An 18,659-nucleotide genomic window follows, 5' to 3' on the forward strand; every position below is an offset into this window, starting at 1 on the left:
TGCTCGATCGACGACGCCAGCGCGGACGCCGGGGGGCGGGCGGCGGTGCCGTGCCGGTCGCGGGCTGCGCCGCGGGCGCGTCACCGCCGGACGACTCGGCCACGACGTCGGCGGCAGTCACCGGCCAGCTGGCGACCACGTCGCGCAGCGGCGGACGCCGGTCGGCGTCGCCGTCGGCGGGCGTGCCGGACGTGGCGCTGGTCATCGTTCCCTCCCTCGTTCGCCCCCGGGGGACGATGGAAGCACCTCCGGGGGTTCGCCGCTCACCGTCCGGTGAACGTCGCCTTGCCCGGACCGTTCTCCATGAAGGACTGCATGCCGGCGCGCTGGTCGTCGGTGGCGAACAGGGCGGTGAACGCCTGGCGCTCGATCTCGAGCCCGGTCTGCAGGTCGACCTCGAGGCCGCGGTCGACCGCGTCCTTGGCCGCGCGCAGGGCGAGGGCGGGCCCGCCGACGAACTGCGCGGCCCACTCGACGGCCCGGTCGTAGACCTCGGCGGCCGGGTGCACCCGGTCGACCAGGCCGATCGCCAGCGCCTCCTCGGCCGTCACCATGCGACCGGTGAAGATGAGCTCCTTGGCGACCGCGGGCCCGACCAGCCGGGCCAGGCGCTGCGTCCCGCCCGCGCCGGGGATGATGCCGAGCAGGATCTCGGGCTGGCCGAGCCGGGCGTCGTCCGCGCAGAAGCGCACGTCGGTGGCCAGCGCGACCTCGCACCCGCCGCCGAGCGCGTAGCCGGTGATGGCCGAGACGGTGGGCTTGCCGATCGCGGCGACCGCGCGGGTGAACGCCTGCAGCGTCTGGCCGTGCCGAGCCATCTCGGCGTACGACATCGCCGCCATCTCCTTGATGTCGGCGCCCGCGGCGAAGACCCGCTCGCCGCCGTAGACGACCACGGCGGCGACGTCGTCGCGCCGGTCGGCCTCCTGCGCCACCGCCAGTATCTCGTCCTGCACCTGGGCGTTGAGCGCGTTCATCTTGGGCCGGTCGAGCCGGATGGTGCCGACCCCGTCGGTCACCTCCAGGCGCACGAGCTCTCCCACGGGCGTCTCCCCTCTTGTCGCGGTCCCGTCGCCGGGCGTCCTGGCGAGCATAGGAGGCCCGGGTCACACCGGGCCGAGGGACCGGTCACACCCCGGCCCGCGGCGGCCGAGGTGCGGACGACCCGCGGCGGGCCTACCGTTCGGGTCACCCGCACGAAAGGCGAGCACATGTACATCGGTGGATCCCTGTTCCTGCTGGCCGTCGGCGCGATCCTCGCGTTCGCCGTCCAGGACGCCATCAGCGGCGTCGACCTCACGATGGTGGGCTACATCCTCATGGGCGTGGCCGTCCTCGGCTTCCTGTTCTCCTTCTTCCTCATGGGGCAGCAGCGAACCCGGGGCGACGGCACCGCTCCCCCGCGCGAGTACTGATCCCGCACGGACGACGCCCGCCCCGGCCATCCGGGGCGGGCGTCGTGCTGCGTGGGCTCAGCCGGTGACCTGGCTGCGTCCGAGGGTGAGCCACACGCCGGCGACGACCATGGCCACCGACATCGCCGCCGGCAGTCCGGGCACGCCGGAGACCGCCACCGCGAGCAGGAGCAGCGCCGAGACCAGGCCGGCCGCGACGCCCAGCGGGCGGGACACCAGACCGTCGGCGAACGACATCCAGGCGAGCGCGAAGCCCGCGCCGAGCAGCGGCACGCCGGCGATGTACGGGCTGAAGTCGTTCATGACGAAGTAGGTGTAGAGGCCCTCGGCGTCGTACGAGTCGCCCTCCATCCCGGTCGGCAGGTAGTTGCCGAGGGCACCGCGCCAGCCGTAGGCGAGCGTCATGAGCGACGCCGAGGCGACGAGCGAGAAGGTCACCACGCTGGCTCCGGTCGACCAGGGGAAGCGGCGTCCCACGCGCTGGTGCCAGACCGCGGCCAGCACGAGCATCGACAGCGCCGCGACGTAGCCGAGCAGGCCGCTGACCCGGAACGCGACGTGACCGAGCTCGACGACGTCCTCGGCGGTCACGGGGTAGTCGAAGTCGCCGCTCCCGTCGGGCCGGTTCTCCAGCAGCAGGGCGGCGGTCGTGAGCAGGCCGACCAGGCTGATCAGCAGCGGCCACCACGCGCGGGGCGCGGCGTCGAGGGCGGGAGCGTCGGCGAGGCGCTCCTCGGACGGGCGGACGGACATGGTGCTTCCTCTCGTGAGGGGACGCCGGGGTGCGTCCCGTCACCGAGGCTCGCGGGCCCGGTGGCCCGGGTCCCAGGGCGGCGCGACCCGACCTCGCGGGCGCGCAGCGTCCCGGACGCCCGGGAAGCTCTAGGACGGCGGGGCGTCGACCCCGAGCCCGCCCTCGCGGGCCCGGAGGATCAGCTGCGACCGGTCGGGCACGTCGAGCTTCACCAGGATCCCGTAGACGTAGTTGCGCACCGTCTTGGCGCTGAGCACGAGCCGCCGGGCGATCGCGGGGTTGTCGTGGCCGCGGGCGACCAGGTCCAGGACCTCGCGCTCGCGGTCGGTCAGCTCGGGGAACGGCACGGCGCCGCGCGTGCGGGCCCCGGAGAGGTATGCGGCCGCGCGATGGGCGACCTCCGGTCCGAGCAGCAGCTCGCCGGCGGCGACGGCCCGCACGGCCCGCTCGACGTCCGGGGGCAGCGCCCCCTTGAGCACGTAGCCGCGGGCGCCGGCCCGGATCGACGCGAACAGCGAGTCGTCGTCGCCCAGCATCGTCATGACGAGCACCGCGCCGGCCTCGGCGCGGACGATGCGCCGGGTGGCCTCGACGCCGCTGCCGCCGGGCCCGAGGTCGAGGTCCATGACCACGACGTCGGGCCGCTCGCGCTCGCAGACGGCGACGGCGTCCGCCTCCCCGGCGGCCTCGCCGACCACCTCGACGGACGGCAGCGAGCGCAGCAGGGCCACCATCCCGAGCCGGAAGACCGGGTGGTCGTCGACGACCACGACGCGCACGGTCACGGCAGCACCGCCGTCACGACCGTGCCGGTCTCGCCGGAGGCGACCGACAACGAGCCGCCCGCCTCCTGGGCGCGCTCGCGCATCGAGGTCAGGCCGAGCCCGGGCTCGGCATCGGGCCGCATGCCGCGCCCGTCGTCGCGGACCACGAGCTCGGCCGCGCCGTCGGGCAGGCGGCGAAGGCGCACCTCGCAGCGATCGGCGTGGGCGTGCCGGAAGGCGTTCCAGACGCCCTCGACCGCGACGTGGTAGGCCGCGACCTGCCGGTCCGGGTCGAGCCGGTCGACGTCCGGCCCGGCCTCGACGGCCACGGTCAGCCGCGTCTCCTCGAACGTGCGCGAGAGCGTGTGCAGCGCCTCGGCCAGGCGTCCGTCGTCCAGCGCGGGCGGCAGGACGGCCCGCGCGATCAGCCGCATGTCCTCGCTGCGGCGGGCCAGCTCGTGCTGCACCCGTCCGAGCAGCTCGGCGTGCTCGGGAGCGAGGTCGGCGCCGTTCGCGATCGCCCCCAGCGCCAGCCCGGCCCCGGCCAGCGAGGGCCCCAGCCCGTCGTGCAGCTCGCGACGCAGCTGGCGGCGCTCCGTCTGGCGAGCGTCCAGCACGCGCCCGCGCAGGGCCTCGAGCCGGGCCGTGGTGAGCGTCTGGGCCAGCGTCACCGCGACCATCCCGCTGAGCCGCTCGAGCAGCCCCGTGGTGCGCGGGTCGAGCCGCTCACCGCGAAGGGCCGCGACCTCCAGCGTCCCGATGCGCCGGCCCCGGCTGACGAGCGGCAGGCTCAGCACCTGGCCGCCGTCGGGTGCGCCCACCGTGGCCCGCACCGTCCCGTCGTCCGCGCTGACCGTGACCGCGCGCAGCCTCAGGCCGGCGCGCAGCGCACCCGCGACGTCGTCCAGGACGCTGCCCGCCGCCTGTGGAGCGACGAGGGCGCGGTGGACGTCGAGCAGCAGCCGCGCCGGGTCGGCGGCCGAGCCGTGCACGAGCCGCGCGACCCGGTCGCGGACCCAGGCGTGCGCCGGCGCCGTCGCCGCGGCGAGCACCGCCACGGCGACCACCGAGACCGCGCCCTCGTCCCACGGCAGCACCCGCACCAGCAGGGCCACGAGTCCGACGTAGAGGACCACCGTGCCCGCGGTCAGCAGCCCGCCGACGACGGTGCGCGACAGCGCGAGCTCCATGCGCGGCGTGGCGTCGCGCACGAGCAGCACGAGGACCGCGGCACCGAGGACGATCTGGGCCACCACGAGCAGCAGCACCCCGCCGAGCAGGACGGGACCGCCGCGGCCCAGGCCGACCTCGAACACGGCGTACCCGGCGGCGCAGGTCGCCAGACCGGCCCCCGCCCAGCGCAGCGCACGCCGCTCCCACGGCGGACAGGACCGCGCCCGGGCCACGACGTAGCCGGCCCCCACCAGGCCGTACGCGACGGCGGCTCCGACGCACCAGGCGTCGACGTCCGCCGCCCAGGCCGAGCGGCCGGGGTCGCTGAGCGGGTTGTCCGGGGCGCCGGGCATCTGCACCAGCGAGCGTGCCCCCGTCGTCACGAGGACGAGCGCGGCTCCGGTCGCCAGACCGGCACGGCGCAGGGCGTCCCAGCGACCGGGCACCAGCAGCCACGGCAGGACCAGCAGGCCGACCAGCGCCCCGGCGAGCCACGTCCAGAGCATGGCGTGGACGCCCAGACCGTGCGCCGGCACCTCCGTCCGGGCCCCGAGCACCGCGTACTGGATGGCCAGGCCGGCGAGCGCGAACCCCAGGCCGACGACCACGAGCACGCGTCCGGCGGGATGCCGGCTGCGGGCGGTGACCACGACGCCCAGGGCGGCGTAGAGGCCGGCGAGGACGACGTCGGCCCAGAAGAAGGGCCGGTGCACCTCGTAGGCGGGGGACGGGTGCCCGGCGTTCACGGCGGCGAGGACGAGACCGGCCAGCCCGGCGGTCGCCACGACCGTGCCTCCGGGCGTCCCGCCCGGCACCCGTGCCGCTCGTCCGGCCGTCGCCACCGTCATCCGCGCCTCCCGTCAGGCGACCACTATCGCTGCTGGAGCGTCCCGGCACCCAGGGTTCGGCGTCCTTCGCGGCCGGGACGCGGGGTCCCGCCACGCTCCCGCACCAGGAACAGCGGGGCCGCCGCGGCGGTGACCACGCCCGCCAGCACGAAGGCCGCACCGGTCGACCACGTGCCGGCGACCGCGCCGAGCACGAGCATCCCCAGGCTGCCGCCCGGGTGCATCGCCATCGACGACAGCGACAGCACGGTGGCCCGGTTGGCCGACTCGGCCTGCTCGTGGAGCAGGGACTCGTAGACCACCCCGGCGGCGCTGTGCACGGCGTACGTCGCCAGGAAGGCCACGACCAGCCACACCGGCCCGCCGACCAGGCCCATCACCACGACCGTGGCGCCCTGCACGAGCCGCAGCGTGACCGACACCGACACCGCCGACCACCGCCGCACGAAGGGGGCGACCACCGCGGCGCCGAGCGCGGAGACGCCCCAGGCGGCGGCGCTGACCGGGCCCATGACCGCGGCCGCGTCGCCGCTCTCGCCCAGCAGCTCGCCCAGGCGCACCGGCGTGAACGACTCGAAGGCGGCCATGCCGAACCCCCAGAAGAGCTCGACCGCGACCAGGGCCGCCAGCACGCGGGACCGGCGCAGGAGCCGCAGCGCCGAGACGATCGTCGGGACGGTGGCGCGGACGCTCGCGCCCAGCGAGCCCTGGTGCGTCCGGTGCTCGCGCATGAGCACCAGGACGACCACGACCTGCACCAGGACGAGCCCGGCGGCGGCGGCGTAGGGCACGGCGAGCGCGGTCGCGTGCGACACCGGCAGCCACGCGACCAGCGCGCCGGAGAGCAGCGCGCCCGCCCCGATCGACGTCCCGACGACGGCGCCGGCCCGGCCGAGCCCGGACGTCACCTGCGCGGGCGAGGCCCCGGACTCGTCGACGAACCACGCGCTCAGCGGTCCGGAGTCCAGCGCCCGCGAGGCCCCCATGAGCGCGTAGGCGAGCGCGAGCGTCGCCGCGTGGTGGGCGGCGAGCACCGTCGCGTAGGACGCCAGGGCGAGCGCCGACGACAGCAGGAGGACCGGGCGGCGGCCCCAGGCGTCCGCGAGCCCGCCGGTGGGCAGCTCGAGCAGCAGCACCACCAGGCCCTGCACCGACAGGGCCGCGCCGATCTCGCCCAGGGACAGCCCACGGTCGAGCGGCAGCAGCACCACGACCGGGACGATGAGGCCGACCGGCAGCCAGCGCAGGGCGGTCAGGACGAGGAACCGCGACAGGACGCTCATGCCGTCTCCCGCGGGTACGGCAGCGCCAGCACGTGCAGCGCGACCTCGCGCGACCCGGCCCGCCCGACGTACCGGGCCACGACGTCGTGCAGCTCGCCGGTCAGCGCGTCCAGGTCGTCCGGGTCCAGGTGCAGCAGGTAGTCGCTGGCGCCGATGCCGCGCTCGGGCCGTGTCCACGCGGCCAGGCTGCGGCGCAGGTGCTCGAGCTGCCCCGACCGCACCGCGGCGAACACCTCGTCGCCGCCCGGTCCCTCGAACAGCTCCTCGGACCACGACGTGACGTCCGCGGTGGCCCGCCACACGCGCGAGCGGCGCGACGGCTGGTCGGGGGCGTCCTCGACGAAGCCGAAGCGCTCCAGCTGGCGCAGGTGGTAGGACGTCGAGCCGCTCGACTCCCCCACCCGGCGGCCCAGGTCGCTGGCCGTGGCCGGTCCGTCGGCGCGCAGCAGGCCGAGCAGCCGCATGCGCAGCGGATGGGCCAGCGCACGCATGGTGTCCAGGTCCTGCACCTGGGTCCGCGAGAGGGTCATGCCGCCCACCGTAGACCGCAAAGAGTTCTTTGCATAGGCCCCAGGCGACTCCTGCGTCGTGGACAGCCCGCTCACAGGAACCGCGCCTTGACTGCCGGCATGGACGACACGACCCCCACCCCCCGCACCGACACCACGCCTTCCGAGCCCGCCGCGGACGCGCCGGCCCCCGCTGCCTCGCGGCGTCCCTCTCCCGGCCGGCTCGCCGTCGTCGCCCTCGCGGCCTCGGCCCTGCTCGGGGTCGGCGGGCTGGGCTACGCCGCCGGCGCGGCCGGCTCCGACGCCGCGGCGGGCGGCACGACCTCCACGAGCAGCACGCAGCAGGCGCCGAGCACGACGTTCCCGGGCAGCCCGTCCGACGGGTCCGGGTCGTCCGGGTCGGCGGGCGGCAGCACGCTCCCCGAGCTGCCCGGTGGCACCTTCGGCCGCTCGTCGAGCGGCGCGGGCTCGACCGCGGCGACCGCCGACCAGCAGGAGGGCGTCGTGCTGATCACCTCCACCACGACGTCGGGCGAGGGCGCCGGCACGGGCATGGTGCTGACGTCCGACGGGCTCGTCCTGACCAACCACCACGTCGTCGAGGGTGCCACCCAGGTCGCGGTCGAGGTCGCCTCGACCGGCGAGACGTACGAGGCGGACGTCCTGGGCTACGACGCCGAGGCCGACGTCGCCGTGCTGCGGCTGGAGGACGCGTCCGGACTGGCCACGGTGACCACCGACACCGCCGAGGCGGTGCAGGCCGGCGATGACGTCGTGGGCGTCGGCAACGCCGGTGGCACGGGCCAGGCCACCGCGTCCCCCGGCACGGTCACCGCGACCGGCCGCACCATCGACGTGGGCGACGAGTCCACCGGAACCACGTCCACGCTCAGCGACCTGATCGAGGTGGACGCCGACATCGTGGCCGGCGACTCCGGCGGCCCGCTGTACGACGACGACGGCGAGGTCGTTGGCATGGACACCGCGGCGTCCACCGGGAGCGCCGACGTGACCGGCTACGCCGTGCCGATCGCCACCGCGCTGGACGTGGTCGACCAGGTGCTGGCCGGCGACGAGTCCGGCGGCGTGAGCGTCGGCGCCGACGCCTTCCTGGGCGTGCAGCTGCAGGACACCGGCAGCGGGGCGGTCGTCGTGGGCACCGTCGACGGCTCGGCGGCGCAGGACGCCGGGGTGTCCGCGGGCTCGACGATCACCGCCCTCGACGGCACCGAGGTCACCGGCGCGGACGCGCTCTCGGCCGCGGTCGGCGAGCACGAGCCGGGCGACACGGTGCGCCTGACCTGGACCGACGCGAGCGGCTCGTCCCACCAGGCGAGCGTCACGCTCCGCGAGGGCCCGGTCGGCTGACACTCGCTAGGGTCGGAGCATGAGCGACGACCTGCGCGACGGCGACCTCCGGCTCGTCCCGACCTCCGGCAACGACGACGTCACGGGCTTCGCGATCGAGGTCGAGGGCCAGCGCGTCGGCACGGTGGCGGTGCTGCGGGAGGGCCCGGGCGTCGGGTCGCTGCGGTGGAACGCGTCCGACCCGTCGCTCGCCGCCCGCGGCCTGCGCCTCGCCGTGGCCCACGCGCTCGACGGCCTCGGCCTGGACCGTGTGCAGGCCGACGTGGCTGACGGCGACGCGACCGCCCTGCGCGCCGCCACCCTGGCCGGGCTGCGCCGCGAGGGCGTGAGCCGCCGCCCCGAGGGCACCGCCGACCGCATCGTCCTCGGCCGGGTCAGCGGCGACCCGTCCCCCACCACCCGCGACGGCTTCATCGCGATGCTCAACGCCGGCCTGCCGACCAAGCGGGTCATCGCCCAGGGGCTGCTGCGCGACGAGGCGGGCCGCGTCCTGCTGTGCGAGCTGACCTACAAGCGTGAGTGGGACCTGCCCGGCGGCGTCGTCGAGCCGCTCGAGCCGCCGGCCCAGGGCCTGGTGCGCGAGCTGCAGGAGGAGCTGGGCATCACCGTCGAGGTGCAGGGGCTGGTGACGGTCAACTGGCTCCCGGCCTGGCGCGGCTGGGACGACGCCTGCGTGTTCGTCTTCGACCTCGGCGTGGCCGACGCGGCGCTCGTCGAGACGTTCCGGCTGCAGCCCTCGGAGATCAAGGCCGTCCACTGGGCCGACGAGGCCGAGGTCGCCGAGCGGGGCACGTCGGCCACGCACGAGCTGCTCAGCGCCTGGCGCTCGGGTGACCTGCCGGCGTACCGCGAGGCCCCCAAGGCGGCCGAGTAGCTAGCGGACGTCCGCGCCGGTCACGCCACCGAGCTGGCCGAGCGCGACGACGGGCGACCCGTCACCGGGCACGAGCAGCAGCACCTGGTGGGCGTAGCGCAGCGTGCCGCTGCTGGAGATGCCGCCGCCGTCCAGGAACGCCTGCTGCGGCGACCCACCCGGCCAGGTGACCTGGCGGCCCGCGGCGACGCGGTACGTGTCGCGGCGGCTGAGCGTGGCCAGCACGAGCGAGCCGCCGTCGCGGGTGCGCAGCGCGACGTCGACGTTCTCGGCCCGCCACTCCTGGCGGAACCGGACGCCCGCGAGCCGGCCGTTCGACTCGGCCGTCGTCCACATCTGCTCCACGAAGGCGTCCGGCACGATGAGCTGGGCCTCCGGGGCCTCGCGTCCGGCGAGCGCGGCGGCGTAGGTGTCGGCGGCCTCCTGCGGGGACAGGCCCAGGCGCGACGGCTTCTCGCGCCCGGCCACCACGACGGTGCCCTGCTCACCCTCGACCAGCTCGGGCAGATCGGCGTCGCCGACGGTCTCGGGGGCGGCGACGAGCTTCCACGGCTCGGCCGCCCGCTCGCGCCGCCACACCTGCACCCGCACGCGGTCGCGGCCGGGGTCGTCGACCGGCATGACGAACCACAGCGGGTAGGCGTTGCGCATCGGGGCGTGGACGTCGAGGATCCGCAGGTCCTCGCTGCGCTGCTCGCCCTTCTGCTGCAGCTGCTGGGCGACCTCGAACGTCCCGGTGTCGATGTCGAGCATGGAGCCCGCCTCGACCGCGGCCAGCGGCTTGGCGTCCAGCGCCTCGGCCGCGACCGAGAGCACCTCCTCGTACTGGGCGAGCGCGCGCCGGGCGTCGGCCGGCGTGGCGGCGACCTTCTCGGCGGCCTGGTCGCCCTTGGGTCGCGGCACCGTGCAGGCCGACAGCAGCAGGGTGGCGGCGAGCAGGACGAGCAGCGGACGTCTCATCGCGGCTCCCCCTCGGGCGTGGGCGCGTCCTCGACCACGACCTCCTCGACGACCTCGTAGCCGGCCGCGGCCGCCTCCTCGGCGGTGATCTCGTGCTCGGTGCCGTCGTCGTCGACCAGCACGTAGACGACCTGCTCCTCCACCGCGTCGTCGGCGGCCGGGACCGGCGCGGCGACGGCGGGCTCGTCCTCGTCGTCCTCGTCGTCGAGCCACACGAGGGCGGGCTCGGGGCGCAGCGGGACGCCGCGCCACACCAGCACGCCGAGCAGCGCCAGCCCCAGGCCGAGCAGCAGGGCGCCGAGGCTCCAGGCGAAGCCGTGCGGGACGCCGTAGGCCAGGCTGACCCGCAGCCCGGTGAGGTCGGCCTCGCCCACGGGCAGGATCGCCACCTCGACCGTCTCGTCGGGCAGCGTCGTCGACAGGTGCGCGGCGCCCAGGCCGGCCTCGGCGGCGAGCCACCAGTCCAGCGACACCGGGGACGCGTCGAGGTTGGCCCCGCCGTCGACCTCCTCGTAGGACGGGTCCCACGGACGTCCGACGCCGTCGACCACGATCCGGCGCGTCTGCCCGACGTAGTCCTCCACGTCGACGGCGTTGCCGAGCCCGACGAAGACCGGCTTCTCGGCCGGCAGCTCGGCCAGCACGTCCAGCTCGAGGCCCTGCCAGTCCAGCACCGCCGGACGGGTGACGACGAGCGAGTCGGTGCGTACCTCGTGCGGCCCGGTGACGTAGCGGCCGTCGGGGCCGAGGAGCGCCGTCACGGCACCTCCGAGGGCGGCCAGCAGCACGCCCACGACGAGCGTCGCCAGTCCCAGCCTCGTGCGCATCACACCCCCGTTCGCCGACGCGGTGACCCTACCGGGGGTCCGGCCGCCGACCGGGGATTCGCGTCAGTACAGCGCGGTGGCGAGCTTGCGGCGCGCGGCCGCGACCCTCGGGTCGGACGCGCCGACCACCGTGAACAGGTCGACCAGGCGCAGGCGCACCGGCTCGCGCTCGTCGGCCGGCAGCCGGCGCACCAGCGTGATCAGCCGGTCGAAGGCGTCGTCGACGTGCCCGCCGGAGACGTCCAGGTCGGCGACGAGCATCTGCGCGTCGACGTCGTCGGGGTTCTCGGCCGCTGCGGCACGAGCCGCCTGCAGGTCGGCCCCGGCGCAACGCGACAGCAGCCGCGCGCCGGCCAGGCGCTCGACGACCTCGGTGTCGGCCGGGTACTGCGCGGCGAGCTTCTCGTACTCGGTGACGGCCCCGGCGAAGTCGCCCTCGGCGAACCGGGCGTCGGCGTCGGCGAAGCGGGGGTCGGCCGGCTCGTCCTCGGCGGGTGCGTCCGCGGGGGCGGCGCCCTGCGGGCTCGCGAGCCCGGTGACGCCGTTCTGCGCGGCGACCCGGACGAGCTCCTCGAACAGGCGGCGGACCTCGTCCTCGGCGGCCGCGCCCTGGAACAGCGGCACCGGCTGGCCGCCGACCAGGCCGAGCACGAACGGCACGCCCTGCGCGCCGACCGCCTGGGCGATGGCCGGGCTCGTGTCGACGTCCACCTGGGCGAGCAGCAGCTGGCCGCCGAAGGAGTTGGCGACGCGGGCCAGGAGGTCGTTGAAGTCACCGCTCTGCGGCGAGCGGGGCGACCACAGGCTCAGGACGACGACGTGGCGCAGCGACGCCTCGAGCGCCACCTGCTGGAAGTCCTGCTCGGTGACGTCGACGACGAAGCTCGCGCCGTCGGGCGCGGGCGCACCACCGGCCGCGGCGGGCGCGGGGGCGGACTGCTTGAGGGCCGACAGGTCGATGGCTCCGGGTCGCGAAAAGCTCATGGTCCCCATCCTAGGGAGCCGCCCCGCCTCGCTGGGAGTGACGTTCTGTACGCGACACGCCGCGCCGGGCGAGCAGAACGTCACTCCCAGCGCGGAGGGGTGGGGTCAGAGGCCGGTGAGCAGGTCGTCGGCGGCGGCGTAGGGGTCGCGGCGTCCGGCCACGACGTCGTCGGCGAGCCTGCGCAGGGCGTCGTCCTCCCCCACCGCGCCGAGCCGGCGCTGCACCTCGACGAGGGCGATCGCCTCCACCTCGCGCCGAGCCCGCTCGGTGCGCCGGCGCACCAGCTCGCCGGACTCCTGCATCGAGACGTGGTGGGCGCGGACGGCCTCGACGACCTCGTCGACACCCTCGCCCTCGGACGCCACGGTCATGAGCACGGGCGGCTTCCAGGACTCGTCGCGACGCTGGCCCAGCGACAGCATGGAGCGCAGCTCCCGGCGGGTGGTGGCCGCGCCGTCGCGGTCGGCCTTGTTGACGACGAAGACGTCGCCGATCTCCAGGATGCCGGCCTTGGCCGCCTGGATGCCGTCGCCCATGCCCGGGGCCATGAGCACGACGGACGTGTCGGCGGACGAGACGATGTCGATCTCGGACTGGCCGACGCCGACGGTCTCGACCAGCACGACGTCGCAGCCCGCGGCGTCCAGCACCCGCACAGCCTGCGGCGTGGCCCACGACAGGCCGCCCAGGTGGCCGCGCGTGGCCATCGACCGGATGTAGACGCCGTCGTCGGTGGCGTGGTCGCCCATGCGCACGCGGTCGCCGAGCAGCGCTCCCCCGGTGAACGGCGACGACGGGTCGATGGCGAGCACGCCCACGCGCGCCCCCGTGCGCCGGAAGGCAGTCACGAGGGCGGACGTGGTGGTGGACTTGCCGACGCCGGGCGCACCGGTGATGCCCACGACGTGGGCGCCGCCCGCGTGCGGCGCGAGCGCGGCGCTCACCTCGCGCAGCTGCGGCGAGGCGTCCTCGACCAGGGAGACGAGCCGGGCGACCGCCCGCTTCTGGCCGGCGCGCGCCTGCTCGACGAGCTCGGCGACCGGCTGGTTGCGGCGCGGCACCCCTGGATCAGGCCTTGGGCACGCGGACGACGAGGGCGTCGCCCTGGCCGCCGCCACCGCACAGGGCCGCGACGCCGGTGCCGCCACCGCGGCGCTTGAGCTCCAGCGCCAGGTGCAACGTGATGCGGGCGCCGCTCATGCCGATGGGGTGGCCGACCGCGATGGCGCCGCCGTTGACGTTGACGATCTCGGGGTCGATGCCCAGGTCGTCGGTGGACGCGAGCCCGACGGCGGCGAAGGCCTCGTTGACCTCGACCAGGTCGACGTCGGAGGCGCTGATGCCCTCCTTCTGCAGGGCCAGCTTGATCGCGTTGGCCGGCTGCAGCTGCAGGCTGGAGTCCGGGCCCGCGACGACGCCGTGGGCGCCGATCTCGGCGAGCCACTCCAGGCCGAGCTCCTCGGCCTTGGCCTTGCTCATGACGACCACGGCGCAGGCGCCGTCGGAGATCTGGCTGGCCGAGCCGGCGGTGATCGTGCCGTCCTTCGCGAACGCCGGACGCAGGCGGGCGAGGGTCTCGACCGAGGTGTCGCCGCGGACGCCCTCGTCGGACGTGACGACGACCGGGTCGCCCTTGCGCTGCGGGATGGTCACCGGGACGATCTCGTCGTCGAAGACGCCGTTCTTCTGCGCGGCGGCGGCGAGCTGGTGCGAGCGGGCCGCGAACGCGTCCTGCTGCTCGCGGGTGTACTGCTGCTGCTCGGCGTTGATGTCCTCGGTCAGGCCGCCCATGGCCTGGTCGGTGATCGCGTCCCACAGGCCGTCGTAGGCCATGTGGTCGGTGAGGGTGCCGTTGCCGTAGCCCAGGCCCTCGCGCGAGTTCAGCAGCATGTGCGGCGCCTGGGTCATCGACTCCTGGCCGCCGGCCACGACGACCTCGTACTCGCCGGCCTTGATGAGCTGCGAGGCGAGCGCGATGGCGTCCACGCCCGACAGGCACACCTTGTTGATGGTGAGGGCCGGGACGTCCTTGGGGATGCCGCCCTTGATCGCGGCCTGGCGGGCCGGGATCTGGCCGGCGCCGGCCTGCAGCACCTGGCCCATGATCACGTAGTCGACCTGGTCGCCGCGGACGCCGGCCTTCTCCAGCGCACCGGCGATGGCGACGCCACCCAGGTCGCTGCCCGAGAGGGTCTTGAGGCTGCCCCGCAGCTTGCCGATCGGGGTGCGTGCTCCGGCGACGATGACGGTCTCGGTCATGAAAAGCTCCCTGGTCTCGTGGGCGGGTGGGCCGCTTCGATCCAGCGTACCCGCGCTCCGATCCTCCCCTCCCGGACCGCCGACGAGCCTGTCGCCTAGGTCACACGACGCCCTCGCGCGCGCGTGCTTCACTGCCTGCATGCTGCCCAGCGACCTGCTCACGACCATCGACCACGTCGGCATCGCCGTCGCCGACCTCGACGAGGCGCTCGCCTTCTACGAGCGCGTCTTCGGCATCACCTCCGTGCACGAGGAGGTGAACGAGGAGCAGGGCGTCCGCGAGGCCATGCTGGCCGTCGGCTCGGGCGAGACCCGCATCCAGCTGCTCGCCCCGCTGGACGACTCCTCGACCATCGCCAAGTTCATCGACCGCAACGGCCCGGGCATGCAGCAGCTGGCCTACCGCGTCACCGACATCGACGCGGTCTCGGCGACGCTGCGCGAGCGCGGCGTCCGGCTGCTCTACGACGAGCCCCGCCGCGGCACGTCCGACAGCCGGGTCAACTTCGTCCACCCCAAGGACGCCGGCGGCGTGCTCGTCGAGCTCGTCGAGCCGGCCGCGTCCGCGCACTGACGCGACCCGCCGCCGCTCGCGGGCGCGTGTGACGCACTCCACGCGCGACCGTGGCGGACCTGGTTAATGATCAGTAACATCGCCGCACCACACCGACCGGAGGACGCCCGCATGAAGCACATCCTTGACGCCATCCTGGCCGGGGACACCCCCGCCGAGGAGTTCGGCACCCTCGAGATCCCCGCGACCTACAAGGGCGTCACCGTCCACAAGGACGAGGTCGACATGTTCGAGGGGCTGGCCAGCCGCGACAAGGACCCGCGCAAGAGCCTGCACCTGGACGACGTCCCCGTGCCCGAGCTCGCGCCGGGCGAGGCGCTCGTGGCCGTCATGGCCAGCGCGATCAACTACAACACCGTCTGGACGTCGATCTTCGAGCCGGTCTCGACGTTCGGCTTCCTGGAGCGCTACGGCAAGCTCAACGAGTACGCCGCTCGCCACGACCAGCCGTACCACGTGGTCGGCTCCGACCTGGCCGGCGTCGTGCTGCGCACGGGCCCGGGCGTGAACGCCTGGAAGCCCGGCGCCGAGGTCGTCGCGCACTGCCTGTCGGTCGAGCTCGAGAGCCCCGACGGCCACGACGACACGATGATGGACCCGCAGCAGCGCATCTGGGGCTTCGAGACGAACTTCGGCGGCCTGGCCGAGCTCGCGATCGTCAAGGCCAACCAGCTCATGCCCAAGCCCGACCACCTCACGTGGGAGGAGGCGGCCAGCCCGGGGCTGGTGAACTCCACCGCCTACCGCCAGCTGGTGTCCAAGAACGGCGCCAACATGAAGCAGGGCGACGTCGTGCTGATCTGGGGCGCCTCCGGCGGCCTGGGCTCGTACGCCACGCAGATGGCGCTCAACGGCGGCGCGATCCCGGTGTGCGTCGTCTCCAGCCCCGAGAAGGCCGAGATCGTCCGCTCGCTCGGCGCGGAGCACATCATCGACCGCTCGGCCGAGGGCTACAAGTTCTGGAAGGACGAGCACGAGCAGGACCCGTCGGAGTGGAAGCGCTTCGGCAAGAAGATCCGCGAGCTCACCGGTGGCGAGGACCCCGACATCGTCTTCGAGCACCCGGGCCGCGAGACCTTCGGCGCCAGCGTCTACGTCACGCGCAAGGGCGGCACGATCATCACCTGCGCGTCGACGTCGGGCTACATGCACCAGTACGACAACCGCTACCTGTGGATGAACCTCAAGCAGATCAAGAGCTCGCACTTCGCGAACTACCGCGAGGCCTACGAGGCCAACCGCCTGATCGACAAGGGCCTCATCCACCCGACGGTCTCCAAGGTCTACCCGCTGGCCGAGACCGGGCAGGCGGCGCTGGACGTCCACAAGAACCTGCACCAGGGCAAGGTCGGCGTGCTGTGCCTGGCCCCCGAGGAGGGACTGGGCGTGCGCGACCACGACAAGCGCGCCAAGCACCTGGACGAGATCAACCGCTTCCGCGGCATCTGATCCCTGGCCGACGCCGGCCGTGCCTCTCGGGGCACGGCCGGCGTCGGCCGTTTCGCTCCCCCGTCCCCGGGGCTCGGTTCGCTACGCTGGGCCCAGCCCCCGAATCTCGATGGTTAGGTGCCCCATGTCCGAGTCCTCCGGTCTGTCCATCTTCGACTCCGCCGCGCGTCCCGCGCCGTCGTCGAGCTCCGCGACCCCGGCCTTCCCGACCACCCGTCGCGGTGGCTACGACGTGGACGCGGTCGACACCTTCCTGCGCTCGCGCGCGTCCGACTTCGAGCGGCTCGAGCAGCACGCCTCCGCCCTGGCCGGTGAGAACACCCGGCTGCGCGAGCAGCTCGCCGCGCTGGAGAACAAGCTCGAGTCGATCGAGCACCCGTCGTACACCGGCCTGGGCGGTCACGCCGCGCAGCTGCTGAACCTGGCCGAGCAGGAGGCCAAGGCGGTCCGCGAGCGCGCCGACCAGGCCGCCGAGGACGTCCTGGCCACCGCCCGCGAGGAGGCGCGCGTGCTGCGCGCCACCGCCACGCAGGAGGTCGAGTCGCTCCGCGCCGAGGCCCGCACCGACGTCGAGGCCAAGCGCGACAAGCTCAAGGCCGACTCGCAGGCCGTGCTGGCCGCCGCCGAGGCCGACGCCGCCGAGATCCTCGCCTCCGCGCGTCGCGAGGCCGAGCAGGTCAAGCTCGCGGCCCAGGCCGAGGCCGACAACCTGCGCCTCGGTGCCCAGCGCGACGTCGAGCAGGCGCAGGCCGCCGCCGACCGCGAGGTCGCCGAGGCCCGCCGCGTGCTGGCGGTCGAGAAGGAGCGCCTGGCCCGCGAGGCGAACGACGCCCACGCCGCCGCCACCGCGCAGACCGAGAAGCTCGTGGCCGACGCCGAGGCCCGGGCCACCGCGGCCGAGGAGCGGGCCCGCTCGATCCTGGCCACGGCCGCCGAGCGCCGCGAGCAGGTCAGCGGCGAGGCCGCCGGCATCCTGGACGAGGCGCAGGCCGAGGCCGACCGCATCCTCGCCGGCGCCCGCGACAAGGCCGAGAGCCTGCAGACCACCGCCACCACCGACGCCCAGCGGCTCACCCGCCGCCTGCGCGACGAGGTCACCGAGCTCGAGCGCAAGCGCGACGGCATCATGGCCCAGATGGCCCAGCTGCGCGACGTCGTGGCGTCCTTCGCCCCCGCCGCCGCGGCCGCCGTCGCCGACCAGGCGGCCATCACCGACGAGCCCGCGGCTGAGGAGCCGGTCGAGGCCGAGGTCGTCGAGCCCCAGGTCGTCGAGCCCGTCGAGGAGCCCGCGGCCGACGAGACCACCGCCGTGCCGGTCGTCGAGGAGCCCGACGCCACCACGGTCGTCCCGGTCCCCACGGCCGCCGACCTGGCCGAGGACGACGAGGACGAGGTCGAGCGCACCGCCGTGCAGCCGGCCCTCCAGCTCGACGACGAGGACGACAAGCCCACGCGCCGCAAGCGCTGAGCCGTACGCACGAAGGCCCCCGGACGATCGTCCGGGGGCCTTCGTCGTCTCGTGCGGGTGCTACCGCGGGACGTCCTTGAACACCGCGGTCGTGCGGTCGGAGTAGGCGGTGGAGTCGGCCCGCTCCATGGGGCCGTCCCACTCGTGCGGGAGCGGGAGCGGCACCACCGGGTTCAGCCGCGCGACGATCTCGTCCAGCACCCGCTCGGTGTCGCCCACCCACAGGTGCTTGGCACCGTCGACGGCCACGACCTCGGCGTGCGGCACGACGGCGAACCGCTCACACGCCTCGGGCGGCTGCAGGTAGTCGTCGTGCTCGGGCACGACCGCCACGAGCGGCTTGCCCGCGTCGGCCCAGGCGGCGAGGTGCTCGGGCCGGGAGTAGCGCAGCGGGGGCGAGAGCAGGATCGCCCCGGTGACGGCCGGGTCCAGCCCGTGCATGAGCGTCAGGTCGGTGCCGAACGACCAGCCCACGAGCCAGATGTTGGGCAGGTCGTCGTACTCGGCCCGCTCGATCGCCGCGGCGACGTCGAAGCGCTCCGCGTCGCCCTGGTCGAACGCGCCGGTGCTCGTGCCCTGGACGCTCGACGTGCCGCGGGTGTTGAACCGCAGCACCGCGACGTCGGCCAGCGCCGGCAGCCGGTAGGACGCCTTGCGGAAGACGTGGCTGTCCATCATCCCGCCGTGGGTCGGCAGCGGGTGCAGGCAGATCATCGTCGCCACCGGGTCGCGGTCGAGCGGCAGCGCCAGCTCGCCGACCAGCCGCTGGCCGTCGGCGGTGTCGAGCTCGATGGCCTCGCGGCGCGCGGGCAGCACGGAGCTGCCGGTGATCAGGTTCGCCATGGTTCCTCTCGGGTCACAGGTGGACGGCGCGCTGCCAGCAGGCCGAGTGCCAGTGCCGGCGCGCGTCGATGGCCTCGTCGGCCAGCAGCGGCTTCACCACCGGCCAGACCAGCACGTGCGGCGTGGCCGGCCGGATCGGCTGGTGGCAGCCGGGGCAGGTGTACGTCTTCGTCGACGCCGCGCCGGTCAGCCGGCGGACGTGCCACTCCTGGCCGCCGCGGTGCTCCTGCGCGTCCGCGTGCGGCGGCGCGAAGTCCCGGTGGGGACGCGACGGCGGGCGGCGGCGCGGCATGGGGCCAGCCTACG

The 18,659-nt window shown here is 74.9% G+C and carries 20 protein-coding genes; 6 read left to right on the forward strand and 14 right to left on the reverse strand.

Annotation, left to right across the window (positions count from 1 at the left end; translation table 11 throughout):
• Positions 1-205, reverse strand: a 205-nt coding sequence (locus tag E0W78_RS11700) for a hypothetical protein (RefSeq protein WP_207392741.1), incomplete at its 3' end; no start/stop codon positions are given.
• Positions 206-263: 58 nt separating this feature from the next.
• Positions 264-1,043 (reverse strand): enoyl-CoA hydratase-related protein, encoded by a 780-nt coding sequence (locus E0W78_RS11705; RefSeq protein ID WP_131404141.1) that lies wholly within the window; start codon positions 1,041-1,043, stop codon positions 264-266.
• Positions 1,044-1,211: 168 nt separating this feature from the next.
• Between E0W78_RS11705 and E0W78_RS11710 the strand changes: the two genes are divergently transcribed.
• Positions 1,212-1,415 carry a DUF6458 family protein gene (locus E0W78_RS11710; protein WP_131404142.1) on the forward strand — a complete coding sequence of 68 codons (204 nt, stop codon included), beginning with the start codon at positions 1,212-1,214 and terminating at the stop codon, positions 1,413-1,415.
• Between the two features lie 57 nt (positions 1,416-1,472).
• Here E0W78_RS11710 and E0W78_RS11715 read toward each other — a convergent pair whose 3' ends face one another.
• From E0W78_RS11715 to E0W78_RS11735, 5 genes are all read right to left on the reverse strand, one after another.
• Positions 1,473-2,168, reverse strand: a complete 696-nt coding sequence (locus E0W78_RS11715; protein WP_131404143.1) for a hypothetical protein — start codon at positions 2,166-2,168, stop codon at positions 1,473-1,475.
• Positions 2,169-2,297: 129 nt separating this feature from the next.
• Positions 2,298-2,954, reverse strand: a complete 657-nt coding sequence (locus tag E0W78_RS11720) for a response regulator transcription factor (RefSeq protein WP_131404144.1) — start codon at positions 2,952-2,954, stop codon at positions 2,298-2,300.
• On the reverse strand, positions 2,951-4,954 hold the full coding sequence (locus tag E0W78_RS11725) for an ATP-binding protein (RefSeq protein WP_131404145.1): 2,004 nt from the start codon (positions 4,952-4,954) through the stop codon (positions 2,951-2,953). The genes E0W78_RS11720 and E0W78_RS11725 overlap by 4 nt, the downstream gene beginning before the upstream one ends.
• Positions 4,955-4,977: 23 nt before the next feature.
• Positions 4,978-6,237, reverse strand: a complete 1,260-nt coding sequence (locus E0W78_RS11730) for an MFS transporter (RefSeq protein WP_131404146.1) — start codon at positions 6,235-6,237, stop codon at positions 4,978-4,980.
• The gene (locus E0W78_RS11735) at positions 6,234-6,767 is read right to left on the reverse strand and encodes a winged helix-turn-helix domain-containing protein (RefSeq protein WP_131404147.1); all 534 of its coding nucleotides are present in this window, start codon (positions 6,765-6,767) and stop codon (positions 6,234-6,236) included. Before E0W78_RS11735 ends, E0W78_RS11730 begins: the two co-directional genes overlap by 4 nt.
• Positions 6,768-6,866: 99 nt before the next feature.
• On the opposite strand from E0W78_RS11735, the gene E0W78_RS11740 reads away from it, so the two are divergent.
• Positions 6,867-8,114 carry a trypsin-like peptidase domain-containing protein gene (locus tag E0W78_RS11740; RefSeq protein ID WP_131404148.1) on the forward strand — a complete coding sequence of 416 codons (1,248 nt, stop codon included), beginning with the start codon at positions 6,867-6,869 and terminating at the stop codon, positions 8,112-8,114.
• Positions 8,115-8,133: 19 nt separating this feature from the next.
• On the forward strand, positions 8,134-8,988 hold the full coding sequence (locus E0W78_RS16760; protein WP_207392742.1) for an NUDIX hydrolase: 855 nt from the start codon (positions 8,134-8,136) through the stop codon (positions 8,986-8,988).
• Here E0W78_RS16760 and E0W78_RS11750 read toward each other — a convergent pair whose 3' ends face one another.
• From E0W78_RS11750 to E0W78_RS11770, 5 genes are all read right to left on the reverse strand, one after another.
• Positions 8,989-9,948 carry a hypothetical protein gene (locus E0W78_RS11750; RefSeq protein ID WP_131404149.1) on the reverse strand — a complete coding sequence of 320 codons (960 nt, stop codon included), beginning with the start codon at positions 9,946-9,948 and terminating at the stop codon, positions 8,989-8,991.
• Positions 9,945-10,775, reverse strand: a complete 831-nt coding sequence (locus tag E0W78_RS11755; protein WP_131404150.1) for a hypothetical protein — start codon at positions 10,773-10,775, stop codon at positions 9,945-9,947. Before E0W78_RS11755 ends, E0W78_RS11750 begins: the two co-directional genes overlap by 4 nt.
• A 63-nt stretch (positions 10,776-10,838) precedes the next feature.
• Positions 10,839-11,759, reverse strand: a complete 921-nt coding sequence (locus E0W78_RS11760; protein WP_242686329.1) for a tetratricopeptide repeat protein — start codon at positions 11,757-11,759, stop codon at positions 10,839-10,841.
• Positions 11,760-11,864: 105 nt separating this feature from the next.
• Positions 11,865-12,821, reverse strand: a complete 957-nt coding sequence (gene meaB / locus E0W78_RS11765) for a methylmalonyl Co-A mutase-associated GTPase MeaB (protein WP_131404152.1) — start codon at positions 12,819-12,821, stop codon at positions 11,865-11,867.
• Between the two features lie 7 nt (positions 12,822-12,828).
• The gene (locus tag E0W78_RS11770; RefSeq protein ID WP_131404153.1) at positions 12,829-14,019 is read right to left on the reverse strand and encodes an acetyl-CoA C-acetyltransferase; all 1,191 of its coding nucleotides are present in this window, start codon (positions 14,017-14,019) and stop codon (positions 12,829-12,831) included.
• A gap of 139 nt (positions 14,020-14,158) precedes the next feature.
• On the opposite strand from E0W78_RS11770, the gene mce reads away from it, so the two are divergent.
• The 3 genes from mce to E0W78_RS11785 all read left to right on the forward strand — a co-directional run bounded on the left by mce (position 14,159) and on the right by E0W78_RS11785 (position 17,510).
• On the forward strand, positions 14,159-14,593 hold the full coding sequence (gene mce, locus E0W78_RS11775; RefSeq protein ID WP_131404154.1) for a methylmalonyl-CoA epimerase: 435 nt from the start codon (positions 14,159-14,161) through the stop codon (positions 14,591-14,593).
• Between the two features lie 111 nt (positions 14,594-14,704).
• Positions 14,705-16,042 (forward strand): crotonyl-CoA carboxylase/reductase, encoded by a 1,338-nt coding sequence (ccrA, locus tag E0W78_RS11780; RefSeq protein ID WP_131404155.1) that lies wholly within the window; start codon positions 14,705-14,707, stop codon positions 16,040-16,042.
• Positions 16,043-16,166: 124 nt separating this feature from the next.
• Positions 16,167-17,510 (forward strand): DivIVA domain-containing protein, encoded by a 1,344-nt coding sequence (locus E0W78_RS11785; protein ID WP_165570491.1) that lies wholly within the window; start codon positions 16,167-16,169, stop codon positions 17,508-17,510.
• Positions 17,511-17,570: 60 nt separating this feature from the next.
• Here E0W78_RS11785 and E0W78_RS11790 read toward each other — a convergent pair whose 3' ends face one another.
• Positions 17,571-18,353, reverse strand: a complete 783-nt coding sequence (locus E0W78_RS11790) for an alpha/beta hydrolase (RefSeq protein ID WP_131404157.1) — start codon at positions 18,351-18,353, stop codon at positions 17,571-17,573.
• A 13-nt stretch (positions 18,354-18,366) separates the two neighbouring features.
• Positions 18,367-18,645, reverse strand: coding sequence for a hypothetical protein (locus E0W78_RS11795; RefSeq protein ID WP_131404158.1), 279 nt, complete (start codon positions 18,643-18,645; stop codon positions 18,367-18,369).
• Positions 18,646-18,659: the final 14 nt, after the last annotated feature.

Origin of the sequence: Aeromicrobium sp. IC_218, from assembly GCF_004336805.1 — a bacterium.
Taxonomy (GTDB): domain Bacteria; phylum Actinomycetota; class Actinomycetes; order Propionibacteriales; family Nocardioidaceae; genus Aeromicrobium.